At 59.3% G+C, this 24,985-nt stretch carries 18 protein-coding genes and 2 pseudogenes; 11 read left to right on the top strand and 9 right to left on the bottom strand.

What is annotated here, in order from left to right; genetic code table 11:
• Positions 1–360: 360 nt before the first annotated feature.
• The gene (locus AC25BC_RS33620; RefSeq protein WP_128439910.1) at positions 361–2,490 is read right to left on the bottom strand and encodes a right-handed parallel beta-helix repeat-containing protein; all 2,130 of its coding nucleotides are present in this window, start codon (positions 2,488–2,490) and stop codon (positions 361–363) included.
• Complete coding sequence (locus tag AC25BC_RS33615; RefSeq protein ID WP_128439911.1) at positions 2,487–3,812, bottom strand: O-antigen ligase family protein; 1,326 nt, start codon at positions 3,810–3,812, stop codon at positions 2,487–2,489. The genes AC25BC_RS33620 and AC25BC_RS33615 overlap by 4 nt, the downstream gene beginning before the upstream one ends.
• A gap of 613 nt (positions 3,813–4,425) precedes the next feature.
• Here AC25BC_RS33615 and AC25BC_RS33610 point away from each other — a divergent pair.
• From AC25BC_RS33610 to fcl, 6 genes are read left to right on the top strand one after another with little or no spacing between them, the layout of a single operon-like run.
• A complete protein-coding gene (locus AC25BC_RS33610) occupies positions 4,426–5,376 on the top strand; it encodes a glycosyltransferase family 2 protein (protein WP_128439912.1) in 951 nt (316 codons plus the stop codon).
• On the top strand, positions 5,373–6,473 hold the full coding sequence (locus tag AC25BC_RS33605; protein WP_012760130.1) for a glycosyltransferase family 4 protein: 1,101 nt from the start codon (positions 5,373–5,375) through the stop codon (positions 6,471–6,473). The genes AC25BC_RS33610 and AC25BC_RS33605 overlap by 4 nt, the downstream gene beginning before the upstream one ends.
• On the top strand, positions 6,467–7,612 hold the full coding sequence (locus AC25BC_RS33600) for a glycosyltransferase family 4 protein (RefSeq protein ID WP_128439913.1): 1,146 nt from the start codon (positions 6,467–6,469) through the stop codon (positions 7,610–7,612). The genes AC25BC_RS33605 and AC25BC_RS33600 overlap by 7 nt, the downstream gene beginning before the upstream one ends.
• Positions 7,609–9,816 carry a GumC family protein gene (locus AC25BC_RS33595; protein ID WP_012760132.1) on the top strand — a complete coding sequence of 736 codons (2,208 nt, stop codon included), beginning with the start codon at positions 7,609–7,611 and terminating at the stop codon, positions 9,814–9,816. Before AC25BC_RS33600 ends, AC25BC_RS33595 begins: the two co-directional genes overlap by 4 nt.
• A 53-nt stretch (positions 9,817–9,869) precedes the next feature.
• Entirely contained in the window at positions 9,870–10,961 is a 1,092-nt protein-coding gene (gmd, locus tag AC25BC_RS33590; RefSeq protein ID WP_012760133.1) for a GDP-mannose 4,6-dehydratase, read from the top strand.
• The gene (fcl, locus tag AC25BC_RS33585) at positions 10,954–12,024 is read left to right on the top strand and encodes a GDP-L-fucose synthase (RefSeq protein ID WP_017997133.1); all 1,071 of its coding nucleotides are present in this window, start codon (positions 10,954–10,956) and stop codon (positions 12,022–12,024) included. Before gmd ends, fcl begins: the two co-directional genes overlap by 8 nt.
• Positions 12,025–12,327: 303 nt before the next feature.
• Here fcl and AC25BC_RS33580 read toward each other — a convergent pair whose 3' ends face one another.
• Positions 12,328–12,672, bottom strand: coding sequence for a YkgJ family cysteine cluster protein (locus AC25BC_RS33580; protein WP_017997131.1), 345 nt, complete (start codon positions 12,670–12,672; stop codon positions 12,328–12,330).
• Between the two features lie 55 nt (positions 12,673–12,727).
• Between AC25BC_RS33580 and AC25BC_RS33575 the strand changes: the two are divergent.
• A pseudogene (locus AC25BC_RS33575) lies at positions 12,728–13,419 on the top strand (sugar phosphate isomerase/epimerase family protein); the annotation flags it as partial.
• On the opposite strand, the gene traA reads toward AC25BC_RS33575, so the two are convergent.
• On the bottom strand, positions 13,341–16,637 hold the full coding sequence (traA, locus tag AC25BC_RS33570; protein WP_128439914.1) for a Ti-type conjugative transfer relaxase TraA: 3,297 nt from the start codon (positions 16,635–16,637) through the stop codon (positions 13,341–13,343). The pseudogene AC25BC_RS33575 and the gene traA overlap by 79 nt on opposite strands.
• 280 nt (positions 16,638–16,917) lie before the next feature.
• Here traA and AC25BC_RS33565 point away from each other — a divergent pair, with 280 nt between their 5' ends.
• Together AC25BC_RS33565 and AC25BC_RS33560 are read left to right on the top strand one after the other, a co-directional pair.
• Positions 16,918–17,205 (top strand): mobilization protein, encoded by a 288-nt coding sequence (locus AC25BC_RS33565; RefSeq protein ID WP_487778598.1) that lies wholly within the window; start codon positions 16,918–16,920, stop codon positions 17,203–17,205.
• Positions 17,206–17,650: 445 nt separating this feature from the next.
• Positions 17,651–18,589: a sialate O-acetylesterase gene (locus AC25BC_RS33560; RefSeq protein ID WP_128439916.1), complete on the top strand. Its 939-nt coding sequence runs from the start codon at positions 17,651–17,653 to the stop codon at positions 18,587–18,589.
• 2 nt (positions 18,590–18,591) lie between these two features.
• Here the strand turns inward: AC25BC_RS33560 and AC25BC_RS33555 are convergent.
• Positions 18,592–18,900: pseudogene (locus tag AC25BC_RS33555) on the bottom strand (IS66 family transposase zinc-finger binding domain-containing protein); the annotation flags it as partial.
• 357 nt (positions 18,901–19,257) lie between these two features.
• Positions 19,258–20,148, bottom strand: coding sequence for a LysR family transcriptional regulator (locus AC25BC_RS33550; protein WP_128439917.1), 891 nt, complete (start codon positions 20,146–20,148; stop codon positions 19,258–19,260).
• 187 nt (positions 20,149–20,335) lie between these two features.
• On the opposite strand from AC25BC_RS33550, the gene AC25BC_RS33545 reads away from it, so the two are divergent.
• Both AC25BC_RS33545 and AC25BC_RS33540 read left to right on the top strand, forming a co-directional pair.
• Complete coding sequence (locus tag AC25BC_RS33545; protein WP_171815749.1) at positions 20,336–20,551, top strand: transcriptional regulator; 216 nt, start codon at positions 20,336–20,338, stop codon at positions 20,549–20,551.
• Positions 20,552–20,706: 155 nt separating this feature from the next.
• Positions 20,707–20,895, top strand: coding sequence for a hypothetical protein (locus AC25BC_RS33540; RefSeq protein ID WP_128407259.1), 189 nt, complete (start codon positions 20,707–20,709; stop codon positions 20,893–20,895).
• 56 nt (positions 20,896–20,951) lie between these two features.
• On the opposite strand, the gene AC25BC_RS33535 is transcribed toward AC25BC_RS33540, so the two are convergent.
• The 3 genes from AC25BC_RS33535 to AC25BC_RS33525 all read right to left on the bottom strand — a co-directional run bounded on the left by AC25BC_RS33535 (position 20,952) and on the right by AC25BC_RS33525 (position 24,968).
• Positions 20,952–22,001, bottom strand: a complete 1,050-nt coding sequence (locus AC25BC_RS33535; protein WP_017997123.1) for a class I SAM-dependent methyltransferase — start codon at positions 21,999–22,001, stop codon at positions 20,952–20,954.
• Between the two features lie 174 nt (positions 22,002–22,175).
• Positions 22,176–23,234 (bottom strand): alpha/beta fold hydrolase, encoded by a 1,059-nt coding sequence (locus tag AC25BC_RS33530; RefSeq protein WP_128439918.1) that lies wholly within the window; start codon positions 23,232–23,234, stop codon positions 22,176–22,178.
• A 111-nt stretch (positions 23,235–23,345) separates the two neighbouring features.
• Positions 23,346–24,968 (bottom strand): GMC family oxidoreductase, encoded by a 1,623-nt coding sequence (locus AC25BC_RS33525; protein WP_128439919.1) that lies wholly within the window; start codon positions 24,966–24,968, stop codon positions 23,346–23,348.
• Between the last annotated feature and the right edge of the window lie 17 nt (positions 24,969–24,985).

The raw sequence follows: 24,985 nt of genomic DNA, 5'->3' as shown, positions 1-24,985 counted from the left end.
GAGGGAGGCTGCAATCGCCATCCGGAAATTCGGGGAACTCAGTGCAGAGGTGCTGACTCAGCTAGCTGCCAACAATATGCCCGCCCTTTATAGGGAAGCCTGCCTCACCCTACCAGTTCTCCGGGTCCTGATTTTGATGCGGCATACTTACGTCGGCCTATCCCCGCGCATCTGGCGCGGGATCCGAACTGGCAAGGGTTGCAATTTCGCGTTCGAAATGGCTCGCCAAGGCCATGTCTTCATCGTTTTTACCTGCTGCAGTCACCAGCAACGCGTGCACGAATGGTCGAGCAGGTTTATAAGTCGCCATAGCCAAAGCGCCATCGCCGGCAGGAACACCGCTCGTAGCGGCGCCTTTTGTTACTCCGGCGGCGCGACGACGCTTGCGGTGTCCGCCCCAGCATTCTGGAGATCCCTTAGATTGCCAAATTCTCCCGAACGCATGATGCTCGGATGTATTCGGAAGCTCTTGTCGTTCAAATTGCCGATGTAGCGGTTGCGAGCAAACTGCACGTATCCAGGCCCGTGGCCAGGAGCGTAGACGTATGCTGCAAGCCCGCTACTACTGCCGATCGACACGATATTGCCCTCGATACGATTGGGGCGTGCCCATGGCGGATGCCACTCCCTGCCGGTACCGTCATCAACGCGAAAAGCCGCGCCCGATCCGTGCGTGATGACGTTTCCCGTCACCAAGTTGCTCCAGCCGCCGTTGATGCCGATCGCCGATATATTTTCCGAGAGCGTATTTCCTTCGATGCGTACACCGCTGGCCTTGCCGTCGGTGTAGATCGCCCAACTGATAGGCGTCGGCCATTCATTGATATTCTCATATCCGGGAGGCCAAAACGTCCCATCGGCCCTGTTCATAAGTTGACCTGTCCCGGTGACCAGATTGTAGCGGATGCTGCTGTTCAGGAGGTCCGCCTGCTCGCCCATCAGCTTGATGGCACCGCCATCTGCCGTCTGCTGATTGGCATTGCGGATCACGTTATGCTCGATGACTGCGTCGTGGACTGCGTCTTGTGCTCCCCACAGTGAGCCGCCGGCGATACCGAACTGCGCAGTATTTTCGACCAGGTTATGGACGATCCTGATACTGTCGGCCGCCTGGAACCATATCCCCGCAGTTTCAAAGTAGACCCTTCCGATGTCATGAATATGGTTCGACAGGATTCTGGCTCCGTCGGATCTGCCGAAGCTGCCATAGGTCGTGCCAACGTAAATCCCGTTGCCAGCCACATCCCCAACCACGTTGCCGGCAATCAAGACGTCTTTGCTCTCGGAAACATGGATGCCGACGCCGACATTGTCGATGGAATTGCCGAGCAGCCGGACACCGTCCGAGTGATCGAGCCGTATGGCCCCAAAGCTTCTGGTGTCGGTACCGAACTTGCCGCTGCCCCGAGGATCCCCATCCCGAAACTGGAGCCCCGAGATAACCATCCCGTCGGCCCCATCCAGCCTGAAGAAGGTCGGCAAGATGCCGGCGACAGCCGTAGAACCGGTTGGTAGTCGTTTGGTCGGGATATAATCGAGTTGACTCTTGGCGCGGTCATACCACCACTCCCCGGGCGCATCGAGCAGCGCCGCCGCCCCGGTCAGGAAATAGCGGCTGCCTTCTGCAGTGAAGAAATAGCTGGTGCCTCGGGTATTTATGGCCCGGTTCGCGGTGTCGATTGAAACCACTGGGAGGGTGTCACTGCCCCACTGGCTGCCGGGGTGAAAACCACCCACGATGTGGGCAACAAGCCCTGCTGCGTTTTTTGAGATCGGGAGATCGTCGGCATGGTAGCAAAAGCGCGTGTTACCATGCCATATGTCGTCGTCCTGCGTGCACTTAGCCGCGAAAAGCCACCCTTTGCGCGGGTCTCCATCGAGTGGAGCGTTGGGAAAGCGAGCCCGCGTCTGGCGCGCGCCGCCGACGAAAAGATCGCCCACATCCCGGCCCGCAGGCAGCTTCAGTGACGCCTTCCAGCGACCATCGGCCTGCGCCGTCCAATTGCGCACAAACGGGCCGCCGTGCAGAACCGGCGCCTCGCTGCATCTCGCCGCGATGATCAGGCCCGCATCGCGAGCATCGAAGACTATCGGTTCAGCGAGATAATAATCCCCATTGCCCATTGCGATCGTATTCTGGCCGCCCTTCTGGCGCGCAGCATCCCGCGCCCTTTCAATACTGGCAAAAGGACCGTCTGTACGCCGAGAATTTGCTTTAGGAAGGTCCCCGCTCCAGGTGTCTTTGCCATCGGGAGAGACATAGAATACTGCCCGGGCCGCGGATGCTCCGGTCAGTATGTTGCTCAGTGAAGTCCCCTTCAGCTTGTCTGAAAAGGTCGCCGGCGAGGCTTCCGCGCAAGTTGCCTCCCTGACCGTCGTCTGCAGCCTGTCGGGCGCATCTGCATTCGGGCTCACCGAGGCCGACTTGCTCGGCTGCGGAAAGAGCATCGCAAGCACAATGCTCAAGATCGGCGCGAAGCGCAGCCTCATGAGATTTGCAGCTCCGCCGTTGGGCTGCGAACCCGTACTCGCAATTGCCGGCCGGGAGCCGTCGAAACAACAACAGGCTTGTAGAGAGAGAACATGATGATGGCTGTTGTGAACAGAATGAAAATCGCGTCATTCTGGATAAGGAAGATTGTCTCGGTCAGGTTCATCACCAAAACCACAACCGTGAAGACGTTCAGCCAGAGCCAGCCATAACGCGGGTCCCCGCATTGTAGGGCCGCCCCTTGGCGGAGTGCCTGCAAAAGCATCAGAGCGAACAAAGTCATTCCGCTTATTCCGAAGCTCAGCAGCGTATCGCGGAATCCATTATGGGCGTGGGGAGCCATCCATTGGATCTTTGACCAGATAATCCACGCTTCGGGATTCCCTTCTGTCCAAAACGCCTGGTAGCCGAAGCCGAGCAGGAGATGATCGGCGATCTGACCATCGACAAGTTCCCACAAGGGCACTCGGCCCGTCAACGTGGCATCCTTGCCAAGCGCCTCAAGGAAAGGGACCAGGAATTCATGAAGCAAAAGGAGGATCCCGACGAACATTTGAACAAAAAACAGGATGAAGACGATCCGACCGATGCCACGGATTCGCTGCAACATGGAGTAGAACCCGATCAGGCAATATGCCGATACCGTCGCAATTGTCGCGGTCATCGATCCGGAAAGGAAGAGACAAGCCCCACCCGCCATCAGCAATATCAAAGCGGTTCGCCGCAAGCCTCGGTTGCCGTCCATTACGACGGCGGTCGACACCAGTATCATCATGCCGGCGTACCAACCAAGGCTGTTCTTGTGGATGAATATGCCGCGCACCGCGCTGTCCGTGGGCATGCGAGCGAGCCCCGGTGACACCACAAGAAGCAAAAGGCTGAGGACGATACATGTTCCGAAGGTCGCAAATGCAATGAGAAGCAGCTGCCTCGGCGTAAAGCGTATCGCCAATACATAAGCCAAAAGAACCGTGAAGAGCAGGCCGATGGCACGCCTGAAAGTCGTCGACGGGCCAACCGACCAGAAGACGGATAAGAAGGGCATAGCGACCATCAGCGGGACAAACCAATTTCGCTTCAGCGCTGTGATGAAGTGCGGAAAATTTCGTGCCAGCATTAGCAATGTAAACCCGTATACGGGTAGACAAAGCAGACGCAATATCGACCTGGCATGATCGCTAAGGCCTCCGTCGGCATCCGCCAACATTAGCGGGAAAAGCGCGCCTGTCTGAAGAAAAAGGCAGAGGCCGGCGCCCCAGCACTCTATTGTTCGCCAACTGACAGTCGGCCCATTCGCTATTCTAAGCGTGTACGCTCTCATTACCCGTCCCGACTTGCTTGGACAGATGAGAGGGTATTGATCGCGGCAATGTGGAAAGACATGAAACCCCTTTCATAGCTGCGCCACCACCAGCGAACATCCCGCCACCTCCCCAGTCAACTAACGCAAACGTAGGCGGAGCTAATCCTAACGCGCTTACCCACCATCTAAGGGCGTTGTTTGGTTTAAGCTCCCGGTTTGCCCCTCCTCCAAAAGTTGGTGCCGGGGCGTACAACATTGCCCATAAGAGCAGATGTCACCCGTGACCAATCACCGGTAGCTTCACGATGAAAGATGCCGCAAAGCACGTCGCGCTGAGCCGCAGTTTTCGGTGAAGTGAGACAGTAATTCTAGCGCAACTGACTATTGGCAGGTGACGCTTAGAAGGGTTGGGATTGGTATGGTTCTGCGTCATGATCCTGGTTTTGTAACGGGAGTGCCACGCGTCAAGGCGTTGTCGGCGATAAATCTAGCTCAAGGCGAAATCCTCACCGAGCAGAACAATACCTGTCTGCATCTCATCCCTTTCCGCCAATTCGCGCTACCAGACGCGCGAGCGTTGGCAACTCTGGTGCACCGAAGCGTCGCGCAGCGACGAGCTTGAGGAGGCGTCATGGAGAGGCCGACATTCAGCGTCCTTATCAACAACTACAACTACGGTCGCTTCGTCGAACGGGCGATTGACAGCGCCTTGGGACAAGAGGCGTCCAATGTCGAGATAATCGTCGTCGATGACGGCTCGAGCGACCAGTCGCGCTCTGTTCTCGACGGCTATGACAGGCGGGTGGCGGTGCTTTTCCAGGAGAACCAGGGACAGGCCGCAGCCATAAATGCTGCTGTGAAGTTGAGCAGTGGCGACATCCTCTGTTTTCTCGATGCCGATGACTGGTGGGCGCCAGGCAAGCTGTCGGCAACCGCCGCTGCTTTTCACTCCAATCCTCAGGCATCTCTTGTTTATCACCGACTTCAGCCAACGCAGACCGATGGCTCACCAGCCTTCAAGCCAATACCTCGGACCCTGTGTTCAGGAAATTTGTCGCCACGGCTCTCCAAATCGGCTGGTTGGTGGCCCTTCCCGATGACATCAGCCATCGCTGTAAGACGCAGCGCATGGGATGCTGCAGGGGATATTCCCGAGCAGTTCCGTATGTCTGCCGATGCCTGGCTCACAGGCATCTATCCATTTCTCGGGGGCGTTGTCGCCTTGTCGGATCCACTCGGGTTCTATCGGATTCACAACAATAATTGGTATCGGCCAGTCGATGACGCCGCCATGCTGCGGAAGCGGATGGCCCATTGGCAGGCGACGGTTGAAGCGACGAACCGGTTTCTTTCCGCGCATGATCTGGCGGGAAGGCTGCGTCTGACTGATCACTATCCGTACCGGGTAGCCTCAGCCAGGCTGCAGGGCGCCGATACACGCACCCGGTTCAGCCTCGCGGTGGAAGGGCTCTTTTTCGCCGGAGAACCAAACTTGCTGAGGCGGACGCGTGATGCATTGCGCACAGCCTACGACTTGCCTCGACTTGGTCAGGATGTCGGCGTGTCGGAGTCTGCGGGATGAAGGCGCTGCTGCTGGTTTCCGAACTGGAAGACTACACCATCTCCTTCGCTAGCGGCGTTGCGCGACATGCGCATGTCGTCCTCGCGGTTCCGCGCCGGCGCTACGCACACCTTGCTTCATGGATCGATCCGGCTGTCGATCTGCACCTCATGGACTGGCCAAGGCACCGCTCGCTCTCCAATCCCTGGTTCCTGCACCAACTCACACGTCTTATCCGGCAGGAGCGGCCGAACGTCATTCACCTGCTGAGCAACTCGACGCTCTGGTTGAATTTTGCCGCGCCGTTCTGGCGACCGATCCCGATCGTGACCACCGTCCATGACGTGGAAGTGCATCCCGGCGATTCCGACACCCGCACGCTGCCCGCCTGGGCTCCCCAATTGATGGTGCGGCAATCGGGCCATGTCGTCGTCCATGGCGAAGGGCTGAAACAGATGGTCCTCGAGCGATATTCAAAGTCGCCTGATTGTGTCCATGTCTTGTCGCATCCCGCCATTCATCGCTACGCGGAACTCGCTCGGCGGCACAAGATGGCGCGGCGCGGCGCAGATGGAACTTTGCGCGTTCTGCTTTTCGGACGGATTTTTGCTTACAAGGGATTGGAGCATCTGATCCGTGCCGAGGCAATGCTCAAGGACCTGCTCCCCAATCTACGCATCACGGTGGCAGGCCGCGGCGACGATCCGCGGATCTTCCAGCCCCTTATGGGGGACGCTACCCGCTATGATATTCGCAATCGCTTTATCGAGGATATGGAGGTCGCCCAGCTCTTTCTGGATGCCGACATCGTTGTCCTTCCCTATACGGAAGCCTCTCAAAGCGGCGTCCTCAATCTTGCCGCAGCATTTGGCAAACCGGTTATCGTGACGGATGTCGGCGAATTGCGAGCCACCGTTCTGCCAAACGGACTGGGAATGGTGGTTCCACCCGGGGATGCGGAACAGCTCGCGACAGCCATACGGACACTGGCGGAAAACAGCGAGCTCAGAAGCAGCTTCGGGATCAACGCACTCGCATGGGCTACGGGTCCGAATTCGCCGCAACAGGTCGGAGCACAGGCTGCGGCCGTTTATCGTAAGGTGGTCGGGGCATGCTAATGAACACGCTCACGGATGGAAATCGGGTAGCGACGCGGAACGCAGCAGCAACCGTCCGCCACTACGTCCCGGGTGGTTGCGAAAACGGTGGCGGAATTGGCAGGCTCGTCGGCTATATATCGAACACGGCGAAGGAGGCCGGCGAAACACACCTCGTCACCGACACTAGAGGGTCTCGGTGGTCCTCCGTTGCGTCGCCTGTGCGCGTGCTCGGCGCCGTCTTGATGATGGCGAAGGACCGGATAATTGCTCCGGCACGCATTCACCATATTCATGTCGCGGGTCGCGGCAGCACCGCAAGAAAACTGATCCTGACCGAGGCTGCCCGTCTCCTCGGATGCTCTCACATATTGCACCTGCACGACTACGACTACGCGCGCGATTTTGCCGCACGCTCGCCACGTCAACAAATGCTTGTACGCCGGATGTTCCAACATGCTGACCAGGTCGTGGCACTGGGCCAGCGCGACCGCATGACGCTTACGACGCTTCTCGGCGTGGATGAGCGCCGCGTAGTCGTCATTGGCAATTGTGTGCCCGACCCCGGACCGCGCAATGTTCATGTCGGCGAGATGCCGTTGATCATATTTCTCGGCCGGCTGAGCGAACGCAAAGGCGTTCAGGAGCTTCTGCTTGCCTTAAGTCATCCGATCATGAAAGAGCTCCGGTGGCGAGCCGTGCTGGCAGGCGACGGACCTGTGGAAGACTACCGGCGTCAGGCTGCCGCCATGGGACTTTCAGATCTGGTGAAAATGCCGGGCTGGCTTGGCGCCGACGAGGCGCGGGCGTTGTGTACACGGGCAGATATCCTGGTCTTACCTTCGCATGCCGAGGGCTTGGCAATGGCTGTGGTCGAAGGGCTTGCCCATGGGCTCGCCGTCGTCACCACGCGCGTCGGCGCGCATGGCGAAGTCATCTCCGACGGTGAAACCGGCGTCTTCGTGCCTGTCGGAGACAAGGATGCCCTGGCTGCGGCGCTGGCTAAGCTCGTCACCGACCCGGAAGTCCGCAACTATCTGTCGGCCAAGGCCCGCGCTCATTATCTCAATAATTTCAGTATGAAGGCTTATATGCGATCGCTGGACAAACTCTACGACGCTATCTCCGCGCAACCTCAAACAACGGCGGGTGAACGATGACTATTTCGACTGTGCCGCCAGACCGCAACACCTCGCTCTCATCGATGCGCTACGATCCCCGGCTTCAGGTAGAGACCCGTTCGGACGAGATTGATCTGACGTCAGGCCTGCGCCTTATTCGGCGACGGATGGTCATGATAATGGCCATCATCACGGTACTTATGGCGGTTGCCGCAACCGTGATTTCGGGATTGAAGCCGACTTATCATGCCGAGTCCCGGCTGATCATCCACACGCCTCTGGCGACGAAGCTCGGCACCGACGAGTCCGGCCGCAACGATCCGCTGGACGCCACATCTGAGACCGAACGGCTTCTTTCCAGAAGCATCGCAGAGCGGGTAATCCGCGACCTGCGCCTCAATGAATGGCCGGAATTCAATCCGGCGCTGCAAGAAATCTCGCCTATCGACAAGATCCGATCAATGCTGCGCGGTTGGGTCGACAGTGAAAAACCGTCCCTGCCGGTACGGGACAGCATCGAGCCGATAATCCCGAAGTACTACAAGGCCCTCCGCGTTTGGCGCGATGGCCAGGGTGACGTCATTCAGATCGGCTTCGATGCGAGCGACCCCGAACTGGCCGCCTCGGTCCCGAACCGGCTCATCAGCATCTACCTCGAAGAACGCAAGGACAGTCTGCGTGGTCGAGTGGACGCAGCAGAAGAATGGATTCTGCTGCGCATCGACGAACAGATGGGGCGCGCCAAGGCAGCACGCGATGCCGCCGACGGGTACCAGAAAATTATGGACGTCGCCTCAAGTGATGACGATCAGGTTGAACAGATCAAGTCGATCATGGAGTTGGGCGAGCGGCGGACAAAAATCGAACAAAGCCGCGTTGAAGCGAGAGCAACGATATCTGCACTCGAAGCGGCCGACGACCCCTCGCTCGCCCTGCAGAATATGGTCATTCCCGACAGCATTGGCGCAATGCAACGCGAGCTTCGTGCGCAGGAGCAAGATCTCGAGCGCCTTCTCGAGACATATGGCAACACGGCAGAATCCGTGCTCGACACGCGGGCCAAGATCCTTAAATCCCGCACCGATCTCAGCCTTGCGACCGATCGATATCTCCAATCGATACGCGCCAAGCTTGCGGCGCTCGATCATGAGGACGACGCAGTCCGGTCGGCATTGGCGGCCGCTCATGAGAAACGCGCTCGCTCTACACTGGCGCAAACCGAGTTGGCCCGACTCGAGCGCATGGCTGACAAAGAGCAGACGGCACTGGACAAGCTCGACGAGCAGCGCCGTGGCCTGGCTGCGCAAGCCATGTTGCCAGGCGCGGAACTGGAAGTCTTGTCACCGGCCGCGGTGCCGCTGGCGCCAACGGGACGCGGGCGGCTTTTCTATTTGATCGGCGCCCTTTTGGCTTCGGTATCGATCGCGGTGACGGCCGCTTTCGTGGTCGAGATGCTGGACAACTCAGTCCGCAGTTTCGACCAGATGGCCGGAATGTCGCGCATCGTACCCGCCGGATTCATCCCGCACCTCAAACGGAAAGACCGGAGAGATCCGTCGATGCTCTTCGGGAGCATCCAAGACGGGATGTTTGACGAAGCAATTCGCTCCGTGATGACTTCGCTCAAACAATCTAACGGCGGGAAACTGCCAAACACGATTGTCGTGACGTCGGCTCACAGCGGAGAGGGCAAGTCGCTTGTCGCCAGATCCCTGGCAATCGATCTCGCCGCCAACGGAATTCCGGTGCTGCTTGTCGATGGCGACCTCAGACTCGGAAATCTCGACTCGTTTTTCAAATCAGAGCTAAAGCAGGGGTTGAACGAATTCCTGTGTGGGCAGGCGGGATTGCGTGACATCATCCATCACCATCCAAGCGGCATCGACTTCATCCCGGCTGGCAATGCCAGTCTCCATCGGCGCGTCCGTTTGACTGATGCGGCTGACATCGTGGCGATGGCCGCCTCACTGGGCCAAATCGTCATCTTCGACAGCGCGCCTGTGCTCGCCTCGGCTGATACGATGCATCTGACAGCGTTAGCAGAAAGAACGCTGGTGGTCGTAAAATGGGGAAAGACGAGCCGTCGGGCGGTAGAGTTTTGCCTACATCAGCTGAAGACCGCGCGCAACGCAGAGATTGCCGTTGCCATAAATAACGTCAATACGAACAAACACGCCATGTACAACTTCCGCGATTCAGAACTGTTTGCGAGCTCACTGCGGAAGTACCACGAGTTCACGTGAGTTCGAACAGCGCGTGTCCGCCTGATTCCGCCGAAATAAATTACGGAGACCGCATGAAAAACGAAAATAAGGTTGCACTGGTTACAGGCATAACAGGTCAGGACGGTGCGTATTTGGCCGAACTGCTCCTGGAGAAGGGCTATATTGTTCACGGCCTCAAGCGACGCTCATCGTCCTTCAACACCAGTCGCATCGAGCATCTATACGAGGATCCCCATGTCGAAAATCCTCGCTTTATTCTGCATTACGGGGACATGACCGATTCAACGAACCTCATCCGCGTGGTTCAGGAAACGCAGCCGGACGAGATCTATAATCTCGCCGCACAGAGCCACGTTCAAGTCTCTTTCGAGACCCCGGAATATACGGCTAACGCCGATGGAACCGGCACCCTTCGGCTACTTGAAGCCATTCGCCTCCTGGGGCTGACAAAGAAGACCCGCTTCTATCAAGCATCGACCTCAGAGCTCTACGGCAAAGTCCAGGAAGTCCCGCAGAGCGAAACGACACCTTTCTACCCTCGATCACCCTACGCTGCGGCCAAGCTCTACGCCTATTGGATTGTGGTCAATTATCGCGAGGCATATGGCATGCACGCCTCGAACGGCATTTTGTTCAATCATGAAAGCCCGATCCGCGGCGAAACATTCGTGACGCGCAAAATCACCCGGGCGGCTGCGGCGATCCATCTTGGACTGCAGGAAAGGCTTTATCTCGGCAACTTGGACGCCAAGCGCGACTGGGGACATGCACGAGAATATGTCCGTGGCATGTGGCTGATGCTGCAACAGGATGAACCGGAGGACTATGTCCTTGCGACCGGCGAAACGCACTCGGTTCGTTCCTTCGTTGACAAGGCCTTTGCCCAGGTGGGCATGCCGATTGATTGGCGTGGGAACGGAGTTGAGGAAAAGGGATACGACAAGACATCCGGTCAGTGTGTGGTGGAGATCGATCCCGCTTATTTCCGCCCGACTGAAGTTGATCTTCTGATCGGCGATCCGACGAAAGCGCACACGAAGCTTGGTTGGAAACATGAGACCAGTCTTGATCAACTGATTGCGGAGATGGTTCGCGCGGATCTGAAAGTCATGGCACGAAATGTTCCGTCGGTCGGTGTAACCAAAGGTTTTGCCCATGCCTGAGGTGATCTACAGCCTTACCAGAAAGAGGGTCTATGTCGCGGGCCACCGCGGCATGGTGGGCTCTGCGATCGTGCGGCGTCTCGCTTCCGAGGGCTGCGAAATTTTGACGTCCACCCGCGCCGAGGTCGACCTCAGACGGCAGGACCAGGTGGAGGCCTGGATGAGTAAGCATCGTCCCGATGCTGTCTTCCTAGCTGCTGCGAGGGTCGGCGGTATTCTCGCGAACGCTACCTATCCGGCCGACTTCCTTTACGACAACTTGATTCTCCAAGCGAATGTCATCCACGCAGCCCATAGAACTCACGTCGAAAAACTGATGTTTCTGGGCTCGTCCTGCATCTATCCGAAATTCGCCGACCAGCCGATCGTTGAGGACTCACTTCTGACCGGATCGCTTGAACCCACCAATGAATGGTATGCGATCGCCAAAATTGCCGGATTAAAGCTCTGCCAAGCCTATCGCAAACAGCACGGTAGAGATTTCATCTCGGCCATGCCGACCAATCTTTACGGTCCAGGCGACAATTTTGACCTCGGGTCAAGCCATGTCATGCCGGCGCTCATACGCAAGACACATGAGGCCAAGGTCAGCGAGCAGCAAGAGATATGCGTCTGGGGTACGGGCACGCCGCGGCGCGAATTCCTGCATGTTGACGATTGCGCCGACGCCTGCCTCCATCTCATGAAAACCTATTCCGCCGAAAGTCATGTGAACGTAGGTTGTGGCGAAGACATTACCATTCTCGAATTGGCATACCTCGTCTCCAAGATCGTTGGTTTCGAAGGCAAGATCACCCGCGACCTCACCAAGCCAGATGGCACGCCACGTAAACTCCTGAGCGTCGACAAGCTCCGCAGTCTCGGCTGGTCTCCTAAGATAGGTCTGAAAGAGGGCATCGCAGATGCCTACCGCTCCTTCCTTGATGGCCATCATCTCGAACGCAGCGACAGAGCTGTGTCCAGCGACTTGATCGGTCAAAGCGACATCAGTTTCGAGAAAGCGAAGAGTTCGGCGCCGCACGCGCCCACGCTCTCGACCGTTGCGCATCATCCCTCGCCATAGGGAATTTGCACGAGGGATAACAGGGGTTTTGTCTCGGGGGGACGTATATGCTGGGACGGCGCAAATAATGCAGCCTGTAGAAATCAGGATTGCAGCGCTCATTTTCTTGATGGTCGTGTGGTTGATGATTATCGGTGCGGCGCTGGATTTTTTCGCGGTCGAAATGCCGATATCGCTTGTCGCGCTACTAGGCAGATAGTCCACATCGGATGACTCCACCGGGCCTTACCTTCGGCTGACCTTTCGGACGACAATCGCTGGAGTAAAGTCGACAGGCGAAGAGGAGCCGGACGGAACCCCGCCTCAGTTGATTGGCGGTTCCGCATCGATGTCACTGGGCGGCAAACCTGGCTTACCGAGCCCGAAGAACGCGCGCGCGGTCAAGCAAGCGTCATCCCCTGGGACGCAGGCGCGGCAGACATCAGGCCGAAGATCGTACACTTGACAGGATGTCTCTGAACCGACGCGACCGACCAATGCGGAGCAGCGCGCACCGTCGCAACGCATTCCTTGCTGGTTCGCAGCTACGAAATGCGCTGGCAGCAAATCGAGAGCAGCGTCGGTTTCCGTGGAAAATCTGGGCCAGGTCGGCGAATAGGAGCAGCAGGCTCCGCAGCCTTGGCAATTGAAATCGATCAATGATGTCATGGCCCGCTCCTACCACATAGCCCGCCAAGAGCAAAGCCTTCGGCTATGCGCTGAGCGAGCGCACCGCAGACGCGGCATCGACTACGTGAAATGGGCCATCGACTGCAGCGACGCGCTCGGCACGACGATGCTGAGCGGCCCGCGGCATTCGACGCTCGGCAAAATTCGGGAAGCCGGCCGAGCGCGGCGGAACTCAAGCGCTCGGTTTCCTCACAACACGCGATCGGCGATCATGCAGCAAAGCACAGCGTAACGATCGGGCTTGAGGCGCTGAATCGCCTCGAATGCTCTGTTCAACACGATGGACGATCTTGCGGCCCATATCGATGCGGTCGGACATCCGCATATCCGCGCCATGTACGACACGTTCCACAGCAAAATCGAAGAGACAGATCCAATCGGCGCGTTCACGCGAAACAGTGACCGCATCGTGCATGTCTACATTTTGGAGAACGACCGCCGCTTACCCGGCGGCAACATTCCCTGGGCAGAGAGGTTCAAGGCGCGACGCGCGAGCGGCTACGACGGGTGGCTGACAATCGAGGCCTTTGGTCGAGGCCTCAAGGAGCTCGCCGCCGCGACAAGGTCTGGCGCGACTTTTCCGAGACACCGGAAGCGGTCTATCGCCAGCCTGAGCCTCCTCGAAATCCCTGGTCCGACCCAAACATCTACATCCCAAGCCCCAAGCTCTTGCCCCGCGAAAGCGACCGCTTCAACTCCATCTGCTGGGTGAGCTCCGCACGATGACTACGATCGGCAAGGCGAGCAACCTCGCGGATACGCTCGACGTCACCATCCCGATCCGGTCCCACTCGCTTCAGCTGATCCGCGAGATCTGAGGGATCGGCGCGACCGAAGCGCGTTTCGATCGCAGTAGCGATGTCCTTTGCCTCGGCAAGCGCTTGACGCCCCTCCGGTGTCCCGGCCAGTCGCTCGACGAACTTGGCCTTGTCGCTATAGGGGAGATCGTCGAGCTGGCGCAGCAGCGCTTCGCTCCGGCGGCTCGGCCCCAGAACCTCGACGACGTCCTGCTTTTCCCGCTTCCAGCGCTCCGAGCCGCATTCGGCCGCAAGGCGACGCTGCCAGGTGTTGGCGGATTGGCGAACATGCGAAGCCAGCGCATCGATCCGCGAAAGCGCTTGTTTGCGTTCGGCGTTGTCTCCGAACAGGCCGGTCTTGCCAGCCAGCGCGCCGATCGTTTCGGGCGAAGCGCTGAGTTGACTGGCAAGCGCGACCGGATCTGCGTTCTCATCCAGGATGCGGCCGCGCAACACGTCCATGGCCGCTGGCGCGTCGTTGAACACCTGCGGCGCAAGCTGCTTTGCCGCGGCCCAATCACGTTCGAATGCCGGCATCGCCTTTGACCGTCCAACCGCTTCGACGCTCATCGCATAGGTCTTCACGGCCGCAATGAGCACGCGACGTTCATCGTCACGTTCATCGTCATTGCGGTCTTGGTGCGAAGAGCCGCCATCGGCGATGCTGCGGGCCGCGAGCGGTGTAGGCGGCCGCGGCTCCTGCATTGGCTTGGGAACCGCAGTGTCCGCGATGCGCTCCGCCTCCTTGGTGATTACCGCAGGTGCGACGGCGCCGTCGCCCTGCCCCCGGCGATCCTCCATGCCGCGCCGATTGGCAAAGTCATGGGTATAGTCAAGCGTCGTCTCCTTCACGCCTGAGCGGCTCAGTGTCTCTGTCAGGGAGCGCACTGTCTTGAACGCATCCAGCCCGGCATAGAGCTGCACCGCCTCGCGATGACGGGTCATCGCCACATAGGTCAGATGCCGGTCCATCGTCGTCGACGCCAGAACAAAACTCCGGTCGACGGTAGCGCCTTGCGTCTTGTGGATCGTCGTCGCGTAGCCGTGATCAAAGGCCTGGTAACTGTTCACCGGAATGATCACCTGGCGTTGCCCATCTTGCGTCTGCGCCTTGCCGTCAAGCCGAACCTGTATTGCGTCCGGCGCGACGGCGATCACCTCGCCCAGCATGCCATTCTTGACGCCGAGATCACGATCGTTCTCCAGGAAGACGATGCGGTCGCCTGGCGCAAAAGATCGCTTCCCATTGCTGGTCTGGCAACTCAGTTCCTCACCTTTATCGCCAGGCGGGTTGCTGCCCGTTGCCAGCTCACCGCGCTCCTGCAACCGAGAGCGAATGCCGGCATTGATGGCAGCCACATCTATCCGTCGATGGGCCATGGCAATGCGCGTGTCGTTGGGATTGGCCGATCGGTCAGCGACATAATCGGCAATGATCGCCTTCAGCACGTCGTCGCGGTTTGCTTTCAGCTGGATGTTGCCATGTGCTTGGTAGGCAGCAAGCCCGTCGGCAGTCCGATGCGAGGCGAAGTCAATCGAAGCCTGCTTTTGCCAATCGGTTCGTTGACGTCGCACTTCCGACAGTTGCGCATGGCCGACGGCTTCGGCGATCGCCCGGAACGGCGCGCCCGCTCCGATTGCCTGAAGCTGTTCATGGTCACCGACCAGGACGAGCTTGGCGCCGGCCCGTTTGACCTCGTCGACGAAGCGGGCGAGCTGCCGGCTGCCGACCATGCCACCCTCGTCGATAACGAAGACGTCACGAGCATTGAGCCGACCGCGATCGGCCTGCCAGCTGTATTCCCAGGACGCCAGGGTGCGGCTCGCGATCCCGGACGATTGCTCCAGGCCTTCCGCCGCCTTGCCGGCCAACGCCGCGCCATGAACGCGATAGCCCTGCGCTTCCCAGGCCTGGCGGGCAGCTGCCAGCATCGTGCTCTTGCCGGCACCGGCAAAACCGATCACCACGGCGATCTGACCTGGACCCGTGACATGCTCGATCGCCTGGCGCTGTTCCGCCGACAGCCCCTGCCCCGGTGAAGGATTTCCCGCCTGGATCGATCTGTCCTGATCGGCGATGGCCGCATCGACATTGCGCTTCGCCACACCGTGGTTTTGGCACGCCTTCATCGCAACAGTGGCTGTTGCCATCGCCCCTTCGATCGCCACCATCTCGACCGTCGAATAGCGTGCCTCGCCGTCACGGCCGCGAACGCTTGAACTGTCGGGTCTGAGCTCGACAAGTGCCTTCGACGCCATGACCGCGGCAAAAGCATTCTGGAAGGTCTGCGGATCGTCGTTGATGGTGCGATGCAGAGCCCTGGCAATGTCATAGCGGCTGAAGACGCTTTTCTCGTTGGTAATCAGCTTCAAGATCTCTTCAGGGCGCCGGCGAATGGTCTCGGCATTGCGCTCGGCCGATTGCGGTGAGATGCGGACGCGTGAGACTTCGCCACCCTGCCGATTGATCTGAGTGGCATGCACACCGACATGTTCGGTCGGCTCGATCGTGATCCCGGCTTCCAGATGCGAGCGATGATCGATGCGGATATCGTGGCCGGCCCTCTCAAGGTGCGTGTTGGCAAGATGCTCCCACGCCTGTCTGAGATCCTTCAGCTGCAGTTGCGATGGCGGCAGGTGATTGGCGAGAAGCCATCTGTTTTCCCGCTCAAGCAGCGTCTTGTCGCCAAGACCGGTTTCCCTCACCTCACGCGTCGTCATCATCAAATGCGCATGGCTGTTGCGGATATCGCTTCCCCCACCCGGCCGATGGATCGCAAAGTCGACAGCAGCGCCATAGCGATTGGCGAGATCTTCGGCAAAGGCCCGCGTCAGCACCAGGCGTTGATCGGAACTCAATTCGTGTGGCAGGGCGATTTCGAATTCCCGGGCGATACGGGCGTCGCTGCGTTTCTCGGCACGCTCGGCGGCATTCCACAAGGCCGATCGCTTCATCGCCCAATAGGCGGAAGACCCAGTCGGCAAGACGATCTCGGCATGCTCGACACCTTTCCTGTTGCTAAAATCATGGGTCAGCCCATCGCGCTCGTTGGTCAGCCGCTCGGCGGCGCGATAGGCGGCGGACGCCACGGCGCTGCGGCCACCGCTGCGGGCGATCGGCTTCATGCTGAGATGATAGATCGCCATCGCTTGTCCCCTTCGTTAGCGGGCCGCCGGCCCGCGCTTTGAGTTGCCCGGCAACTCGTAAGTGCGCCCTTGTGCCTTCGTCGCTTGGCTCCTTCGGGCACTGGTGGGAGCACGCGGCAATCTCCCGATGACCTCGTAAGCCGTTCAGCCCGTCGCTTCCACGCGCAGATTTGCGAGTAGCCGACATGCCACCCATCGTCGCAGCATCTGCGCATGCGATCGTGTGCGGTCATTGTCCTGATGCCGTTCGGCCGATCGCTGATTGTGGAACAGGGAGACAATGACAGTGGCACGTAAATCCATTGGGGAACGGCTGGCGCAGCTGGAAGCCCAGCGAAAGACATTGCAGATCCGGCTCGGCAAACAGGAACGCGCCATCGATACGCGCCGCAAGGTGTTGATCGGCGCACTTGTGCTGCATCGGCTGGAGAATGATCGCGATGTGCAGATCGGCGCAGGACTGGCAGCCTGGCTCAGATCGGAACTGCCAAAGTTCCTGACCCGCGATGGCGACCGGGATCTGTTCGACGATCTGCTGAAGCCGCGGGCAAGGAGTGCAACATCATGATCCATGCCAACGAGATGAACAGTGAGACCTAGGGTCGCTAGTCCGACTTAGGTCCGGCTTTCCCTCGGCACAATCGGGCCTAGATTGTCCTGATGCTTGTTGAAAGGACGTCAGGGAGGTTCTAGCAATGTTGCCGACTCCAGTCAGAACCTCCCTGATGAATTGCCAAGTCGCCGAACCGTGTTGGAAACGAACAATGCAAAGAGTCGGGATAAAGCGAAGACTTCCCTCCGCTGATGCTTGTGGTGAGCGGTCAGGAAAAGCACAGGCTGGCTCGATCACTCGGCGACGATGTCGATGCCCCGATTATCAGGTGGCCGGTAGTGATTGCGAGGAACATATTGCGGGGATACAGACATGCCTTCATTCGGGCCAATGTCCACGCTAGGATAGCTCGGCCCGCCGGAGGCTCCAAATCATCGGTTGACATTCAAAAGGCAACGACATGCTCAAAACAATGGCAGTCGGCTTGGCCGCCTTGATCGCCATGTATGTTCTGGGCGGCATGAGCGCGAGACATGAGATCTTTCCTTGGCCACAACTTTCCGCGCTGAAGAAAATGGTTGGCGGAGAGAAGGCGACGGCTCCAAGCCGTTATACGTTCGACGACAACGAACGACTGATCGGGGATGAATCAAAAACGCTTGTGGCCTGCCCGCCTCAGACTGACCGAACTGCTGTCTTACTCATTCTTGGCCAATCGAACGCGGCCAACTACGGTGGACAACGGCACCGCTCGAATTATGGCGCTCGCGTTGTAAACGCCTTTGACAAACGCTGCTTCATCGCGGCGTCGCCACTTCTTGGATCGACCAATACGAGGGGAGAGTATTGGACGCTTCTTGGGAACAATTTGATAGCATCGGGTCAAAATGACAACGTCATCCTCGCACCTCTCGCATATTCCGGATCTGAGGTCGCACGATGGGCGGCAGGTGGTGACTTCAATCCCGTGCTAGTCGATACAGTGAAACAGCTTCAGGGTTCCGGTTACCGGATAACGAACGTCCTCTGGGTGCAAGGAGAGGCGGACCTCGTTATGGGCACCACTGCGAAGGCCTACCAGGAACGTTTCATGTCGATGGTTGACACGTTGCGTCAGCACGGCGTCGAAGCACCCGTTTACATTTCGATTGCATCGAAATGCCTCGAACCGAGCAACGGCGGCTTCAAGGAGCATATTCCAGACAATGCGATCGTACGGGCGCAACTGGCCCTGTCAAAAAGCAGCCATGGTATCCGAGAGGGGGTAAATTCTGATGCGTTACTCGATGGAGACGACCGCTACGACGATTGCCATTTCGGGGGCACAGGCGGGGAGAAAGCGGCCCGGGCCTGGCTGAATCTTCTGCGCGGCGATCGCCATCTGGAAACCTCGCAATAGTCAGGCGTTGGAGCCTGAACAACGCTGTCGGTACAGGCCCGGCAGGCGTATTTGGGACGGCGGTGACGAGGACGCGTGCACTGCGCTGGAACGACGCCCAACCGTTCGGACACGTCCTCGCCAAGCCATGCAAGCCTCCGCCGCAGAGCAGATGGCGGCTTTCCGGCTCGATGATCTCCTCGATACGAGGAAGATGGACGGGCCGCAATTGGCGGCGCGTGTTTTGGGGTGCTGCTTGCCTGAAGGGCTATCGGCCTCGGCTCTGCATGAACGGTCGCGATAGCTGTCTCAAGGTCTTCCACCGCGAGATCCCTTCGCTTGTCCATGGAAAGGCGATCACAGATCAGGGCGGCGAGAACAATGTGGGAGCAGAAGACGGACCGCTCGATGTGCTATCGCGTGTACGTCGTGAATCAAATGCCGAACTTGCGACTGTCAGCACTTCTTGTTCTTGAGATCGTGCCTGCCTCGGCAAGGACGCTCCTCCAAACAATGAGCATACCAGGCGAAGGCGCGTCCGCGCCGGCGCCAGTTCGCGCACGGCTTGACCGGTTAAAAGGGCAGCCGCAGGAGGGTTAGCGGAGCGCCGCTCGGGAACGAGCGGAACCCGGGACCGACTGCCCCCGGCAAGCCGTTCCGCTTGGGGTGTACCCGCGATACCCCTCGCCTCACCTGCCCGGCCGCGCCAACGACCTCGCGATATCGACGATGTCGTCGCGCGAGGCGGTTGGATCCTCCTTGCTCCAGGCAACGCCCAGCCCGATCCGGAAGTCGATACCCCTCACCGCCTTCAGCTCGAAGGCCCGGTTTGGCAGGCCCTCGGTCCATTCCGGCGCAAAGCCGATGCCAAGGCCTGCCGAGACCAGCGACACCAGCGAATAGGTATCATCGCAGCTATAGGCGATGTTGCGGGTCAGGTCATATTCCTCGAACTTCTCGTTGAAGTACCGCTCTGTGTAGGAGAGGTTCTTGCGATTGAAGGCGATGATACTTTCCGAGCGCAGATCGTCGATGGCGATCTCCGCCCGCTCCGCCAGCCGGTTGGTCCTGGCCACCGCCAGCAGATACCGCTCATGGGCGATCGAGGAGAAGCGCAACGAGCCGATGTTTTCCACCGGCCGGATGAAGCCGAGATTGATCTGGCCGTTTTCCAGGCCGCGGATGATGTCGCCGGTATTGCCGCTTGATATATGAATGCGGATATCCGGGTACTTGCGGGCGATCTTTCCAAGAAACGCCGGCAGCACGCCGGTGGTCGCCGGATAGACGGTGCCGATCCTGATCTGCCGGATCGTCTTGCCGGCCACCGCCCTGGTGATCTCGGCGGACACATCGACCTCGCTCAAGATCCCGACGCAGCGCTCATGGAAGATCTCCCCTGCCCTGGTGAGTTCCACCCGCCTGGTCGAGCGGATGAACAGCGCGCAGCCGAGTTCCCGCTCCAGCGCCTGCACGTGATTGGAAAGCGCCGGCTGGGCGATGCGCACCTTGGCTGCCGCCCGGCCGAAGTGCAGTTCCTCGGCCACCGCGACGAAGTAGGAGAGCTGGCGTAGTTCCATGAATGCCCTGTCCCGACGACGTCTCACGCCGCCCTCGCGCTTCAGCACTGAGCTAGGCTATAGTCGCCGTTGATAGAATCAGCTCGCGCGGGAGGTAGCCCCCGCAAAGTGTGCATACGACGCAAAAATCGCCATGTCAAGGCGAATTCGATATGGGGAAGCGATTTTGTTGCCTATTCAGTGTAAGATGGCGCGAACCGCGCTGGAGATGGGCGTGAAACAACTCGCCGATGCAGCCGCTGTCTCAACAAATACGATCGTGAGATTTGAGCGCGGCGAGGATCTGAAGCCGAGGACAATCGCAGCCATTCGGACAGTTTTAGAAGAAGCAGGGGTTATATTCCTCGATGGCGATTACTCTGGGGTCGGTGGTCCCGGAATTCGGTTGAAGGCAATGGAATGACGCACGGCAAGTCCACAGCGCTGGTCGAACTTATAGTGCGGTTCGAATCCGCTCTTCACGCGTTTTGTGTGCCCATGATCTCCTGCAAGACGTCCCGAAGTCGTGCGTCCTTGGCCGATAAAATGGCGTCTCGCAGTTTCAGGAGGCTGGGCGCATTGACAGAACGTCTCATCCGGAGCGATCGAGTGTTTTTCGAGCAGGACCGTCGCGTCGGCATCGTTCAGGGCATCGAACGGGCTCAGCGAATACTTCGAACAGACCGGCAATCAGATGCACGGTTTACCGCCGTCGCTGAAGTTGAGGTGGCTGGCGTGCTCCTGCAAGCCAGCCACCTCACTCGTTGACTTTCCTGACGAGGCCTGGAATGTGGCGCGACATTTCCAATAGAAGGCGCGACCTGTCAGGTGGCCTCGAGGATCATGTTGAGGGGCGTCTGGGCTGCACGCCGGATATGAGTGAAACCGCCTGAGCGGATCACCTCGGCCAATCGCCGCTCTCCCGCTTGCGCACCGAGTGCCAGCCCTGTCTCCTGCGCAAGCGAGGTCGGAACGCAGATCATCGTCGAGGCGGAGTAATAGAGCCGTCCAACCGGATTGATATTCTCCTCCAGCGTATCTCCGGCCATTGGTTCGACCACCATCCACGCACCGCCCTCCTTTAACGCCTTTCGGATATGAGCCGCAGCGGCTTTCGGGTCGCCCATGTCGTGCAAGCAGTCGAAGCAGGTGATCAAATCGAAATCTCGCCCGTCGAAATCCTGCGCCCTGCCGACTTCGAAGTGCAGGTTCGTCAACCCGTGTGCCTGGGCGTGCGCGGTTGCAGCGGCAATCGAGCCCGGATGGAAGTCGTAGCCCACGAACCGGGAATTGGGAAACGCCTGCGCCATCAGGATCGTCGATAGCCCGTGCCCACATCCAACGTCCGCCACCTTCGCACCGGCTTTCAACCTGTCGAGGACACCGTCAAGCGCCGGCAGCCAGTCCTGCACAAGGGCATTGACATAACCTGGGCGAAATAGCCGCGCGACGGCGCAGAACATGCAGCCAGCCTGATCGCCCCAGGCAACGCCTCGGCCGGTTTTGAAAGCGGACTGCACCTTCGGCTGGTTTTCGACCATCGCAGCAGCGGTATCGAACGCGCCGATCAGATTGACCGGGCTGTCCGGCTCGGCAAACACGAAGGCCTGTTCGGGCGTCAGCGAGAACAATCCTCGCTCATGGTGCACATAACCGGAGGCAGCCTGTGCCGCCAGCCACTCGCGCACATAACGAGGTGCGCATCCCGAGGCATCGGCAAGTTCGTCGGCCTTCACCGGCCCGGTCTCCTTCAGCGTCCTGTACAGCCCAAGAGCATCCCCGATCCGGACCAGAGGTACGCTGACCGCTCCGCCAAGGTCGCCAAGGACGCGGCCCACGAGTTCATTGAGCGTTGTTTCGTTTATTTCCGTCACGTGAATTCCTCCCGGTGCTCGGATGGCGTCCTGCCATCCGTGACGCCGAGGATGAAGCTTGCCGTCTCGGCGGGCATGAGGCGGTTGTCCCGCGTCTGCGAAGAAATCCCGCTCCTTGGAGGGACACATGTCCCATTGGCATCGGAGGAGGTCTATCCACCTGCAGAAGCGGGACTATCGGGAGAGCGCGACGACGATCGCTTGCGAGCGGCTATGCACGCCGAGTTTGCTGAATATCACCGACAGCTGGTTTCGCACGGTCTTTGCACTCTTGCCAAGCCGTTCTGCGATCGCGCGGTTGTCTAGCCCCTCCGCAACGAGGTCGAGAAGGGCGGCCTCGGCGGGTGTCAGACCGGCCTCACTGACCGCACGCGGCCGCACCGACCGATCCTGCCCGAGAAAGGCAGCAAGTTCCGTTTGAAACACATTCCACGCGGGCTCGTCCGGCAAGAGCACATGGTTCTTGCTCTCAAGCGGCACGAAGCTCGCGCCCGGAATCGCGGCGGCGAGCTTGCAACCCTGATCAAACGGCACGCGCATGTCACCGCGGCTGTGTACGATCAACGTCGGAACGCTCAGCATCGCCGCAAGATCCAGCACATCGATCCCCTGCATCTGCCAAAGCAGTTGTGCGGCGACGTCGGCCGTTGCCGTTTGCCGCTCGAGATCGCCCCACCAGCGATGCTGTTCAGGCGTGCCGTCGGGGATAAAGAGATTGGTGAAGAACCGGCAAAACGCCGGATTGTCGCGTCCCCAGCCGACGCGAACGAAATTGACAAGGGTCTCGGCTTCCAGCCGCTCCGCCTCGGTCTGAGCTCTGGCGCGGGCACCCTGACCATAGGCGTTCAAAAGCACCAGATGCGATACTCGCTCGGGATATTTGAGGGCATATGCGATAGCGAGCGCGCCGCCCTGCGAAAGACCGAGGAGGACGAAGCGCGGCTCCTCGATCGACGCCGCCACGGCAGCAAGGTCGGCGTGCCACGCTTCGACCGAGAGGTCAAAGACATGCCGGTCCGACAGGCCGCAGCCGCGCGGATCATAGCGTACAAACCGGTTGTGGGCGGACAGTGCCTGGAGCCACGGCCGCCACACCGGGCTTTCGAGATCGTAATCGACATGGCTCAGCCAGTGCGCCGCCCGCAGGATCACCTGACCCTGCCCGCAAGAGGCCATGGCAATACGGGTGCCGTCCTCGGCTGTAGCGAACCGTATGGTCTGACTGAGTTTCATCGGTCGAGAATATCGCAGCCGACGATCGCATAACAGACCTATCTCCTACGGGGGCGATTCCAATTGATCCAGCGATGGCCTGTAGTTTGTGAATTTCATGATATGCCCAGTCTATGCGAGGATAAGGCCGGCAGCTTTGCCTGCCGCAGCCATGACGGCAGCGTTGGTGTTGCCGCTGACGATCGTTGGCATCAGAGACGCGTCTACGACCCGCAAGCCTCGTGTACCCCAGACCCTGAGGCTGGAATCCAGGACCGCATCTGGGTCGCTGTCTTGACCCATCTTGCACGTGCCGACAGGGTGATAGCCGGTTTTAACAGTGCGCTTGCAATGAGCGGCGAGGGCCTCGTCACTTGTCGCGTCCGCGCCAGGGAATATCTCTTTTTCGATCAGCTCACGCATGGGGGACGCTTCGAGAACCGTCCGGGCGAACCGGAACCCTGCAATGGTCAGGCGCAGGTCATCGGGATGGCCGAAGATCTGCGTGTCGACGATCGGGTTTTCGAATGGATCGCTTGAGGCCAACGTCACCGATCCTCTCGCCTTTGGACGAAGCAGAAGCGAGTTGATCGTGACGCCATCACCGGGTTCGGTGCCCATGACGTCCCGGTCCAGGTAGACGGTCGGCACACAGAACATCTGGATCGTCGGTCGATCGTTATTGCCGTCAGGGTCGTAGAACGCGCAGGTCTCCACCCCAGTCGTCGACACCGGACCCGTCTTGAACATGAGATACTGCAGCCCAGCTTTGATCATCGGCCAGCCTCGGTCCGCACCGTAATAGCCAAACGCCCCCTTCGTGGTTGCAACGACCGGGCACTCGTAATGATCCTGCAGGTTTTTGCCGACGCCAGGCAGCACGACTTTCTTCTGGATATTATGCTTGGTGAGTTCGTCATCCGGTCCAATACCAGAAATCATCAGGAGTTTTGGCGTCTGGTAGGCTCCAGCGGCAAGAATGATCTCCCCCGCGCTCGCGGATTTCCGGCTCCCGTTGCGTATGTAATCGACGCCAGTGGCGCGATCGCTTTCCATCCTGATCGAGGTGACGGTCGCTTCCGTCTCGATGGTCAGCAGCGGATCGCTCATCACCGGTGCGAGGAAGGCATCAACGGCGCTGGACCGCCTTCTGGTCTTCCAGTCTATGGTATGCTGCATGAATCCGACGCCAAACTGATGTGCGCCGTTGAAGTCCGGGTTGTAGGGGATTCCCATGGCTTGCAGGGTTTTCACGTAGGTCCGTGTCATCGCACTTGTGTGTCCAAGATGTGAGATCTTCAGCGGCCCGCCGACACCATGGAAGTCGCCGGCAAGATGATCATTGTCCTCCTGCGCCTTAAAATATGGAAGCAGGTCGCCGTAGGACCAGGCGCCGTCATTGGATCCTTTCGGCGTGACCAGTTCGTTCCAAAGATCAAAATCCGCCTCCTGTCCGCGCATGTAGACCATCGCGTTGACGGCACTGCCGCCACCTAGAACCTTGCCCTGCGGCACAATGGGACCACGGCCGTCCAGTTGGGGCTGCGGCTTGGTTTGATGCATGGCGAGATATGTGTCTTTGGCAAGGAACTTCATATACCCGGCTGGAAAGCTCATGATCGGATTGGCTTTTGCGGGTCCGCGCTCCAGAAGCAGGACGCGCGCCTTGCCCTCGCGCACCAGTTTCTCGGCGACGACGCAGGCGGAGCTTCCTCCACCAACGATGATGTAATCGTAACGGTCACTCGCAGGCATTGGGAACTCCGGTAATC

This window comes from Rhizobium sp. WSM409 (assembly GCF_057653825.1).
This window is presented reverse-complemented; position numbering and strand designations above follow the sequence as displayed.

Excerpts from the sequence above, each read along its gene's own strand:
- AC25BC_RS33580 (WP_017997131.1), bottom strand. The coding sequence starts at position 12,672 with ATGACATCATTGATCGATTTCAATTGCCAAGGCTGCGGAGCCTGCTGC.
- AC25BC_RS33595 (WP_012760132.1), top strand. The coding sequence starts at position 7,609 with ATGACTATTTCGACTGTGCCGCCAGACCGCAACACCTCGCTCTCATCG.
- fcl (WP_017997133.1), top strand. The coding sequence starts at position 10,954 with ATGCCTGAGGTGATCTACAGCCTTACCAGAAAGAGGGTCTATGTCGCG.
- AC25BC_RS33545 (WP_171815749.1), top strand. The coding sequence starts at position 20,336 with ATGGCGCGAACCGCGCTGGAGATGGGCGTGAAACAACTCGCCGATGCA.
- AC25BC_RS33525 (WP_128439919.1), bottom strand. The coding sequence starts at position 24,968 with ATGCCTGCGAGTGACCGTTACGATTACATCATCGTTGGTGGAGGAAGC.
- AC25BC_RS33565 (WP_487778598.1), top strand. The coding sequence starts at position 16,918 with ATGACAGTGGCACGTAAATCCATTGGGGAACGGCTGGCGCAGCTGGAA.
- AC25BC_RS33600 (WP_128439913.1), top strand. The coding sequence starts at position 6,467 with ATGCTAATGAACACGCTCACGGATGGAAATCGGGTAGCGACGCGGAAC.
- AC25BC_RS33610 (WP_128439912.1), top strand. The coding sequence starts at position 4,426 with ATGGAGAGGCCGACATTCAGCGTCCTTATCAACAACTACAACTACGGT.
- AC25BC_RS33615 (WP_128439911.1), bottom strand. The coding sequence starts at position 3,812 with ATGAGAGCGTACACGCTTAGAATAGCGAATGGGCCGACTGTCAGTTGG.
- traA (WP_128439914.1), bottom strand. The coding sequence starts at position 16,637 with ATGGCGATCTATCATCTCAGCATGAAGCCGATCGCCCGCAGCGGTGGC.
- AC25BC_RS33620 (WP_128439910.1), bottom strand. The coding sequence starts at position 2,490 with ATGAGGCTGCGCTTCGCGCCGATCTTGAGCATTGTGCTTGCGATGCTC.
- gmd (WP_012760133.1), top strand. The coding sequence starts at position 9,870 with ATGAAAAACGAAAATAAGGTTGCACTGGTTACAGGCATAACAGGTCAG.
- AC25BC_RS33550 (WP_128439917.1), bottom strand. The coding sequence starts at position 20,148 with ATGGAACTACGCCAGCTCTCCTACTTCGTCGCGGTGGCCGAGGAACTG.
- AC25BC_RS33530 (WP_128439918.1), bottom strand. The coding sequence starts at position 23,234 with ATGAAACTCAGTCAGACCATACGGTTCGCTACAGCCGAGGACGGCACC.
- AC25BC_RS33560 (WP_128439916.1), top strand. The coding sequence starts at position 17,651 with ATGCTCAAAACAATGGCAGTCGGCTTGGCCGCCTTGATCGCCATGTAT.
- AC25BC_RS33605 (WP_012760130.1), top strand. The coding sequence starts at position 5,373 with ATGAAGGCGCTGCTGCTGGTTTCCGAACTGGAAGACTACACCATCTCC.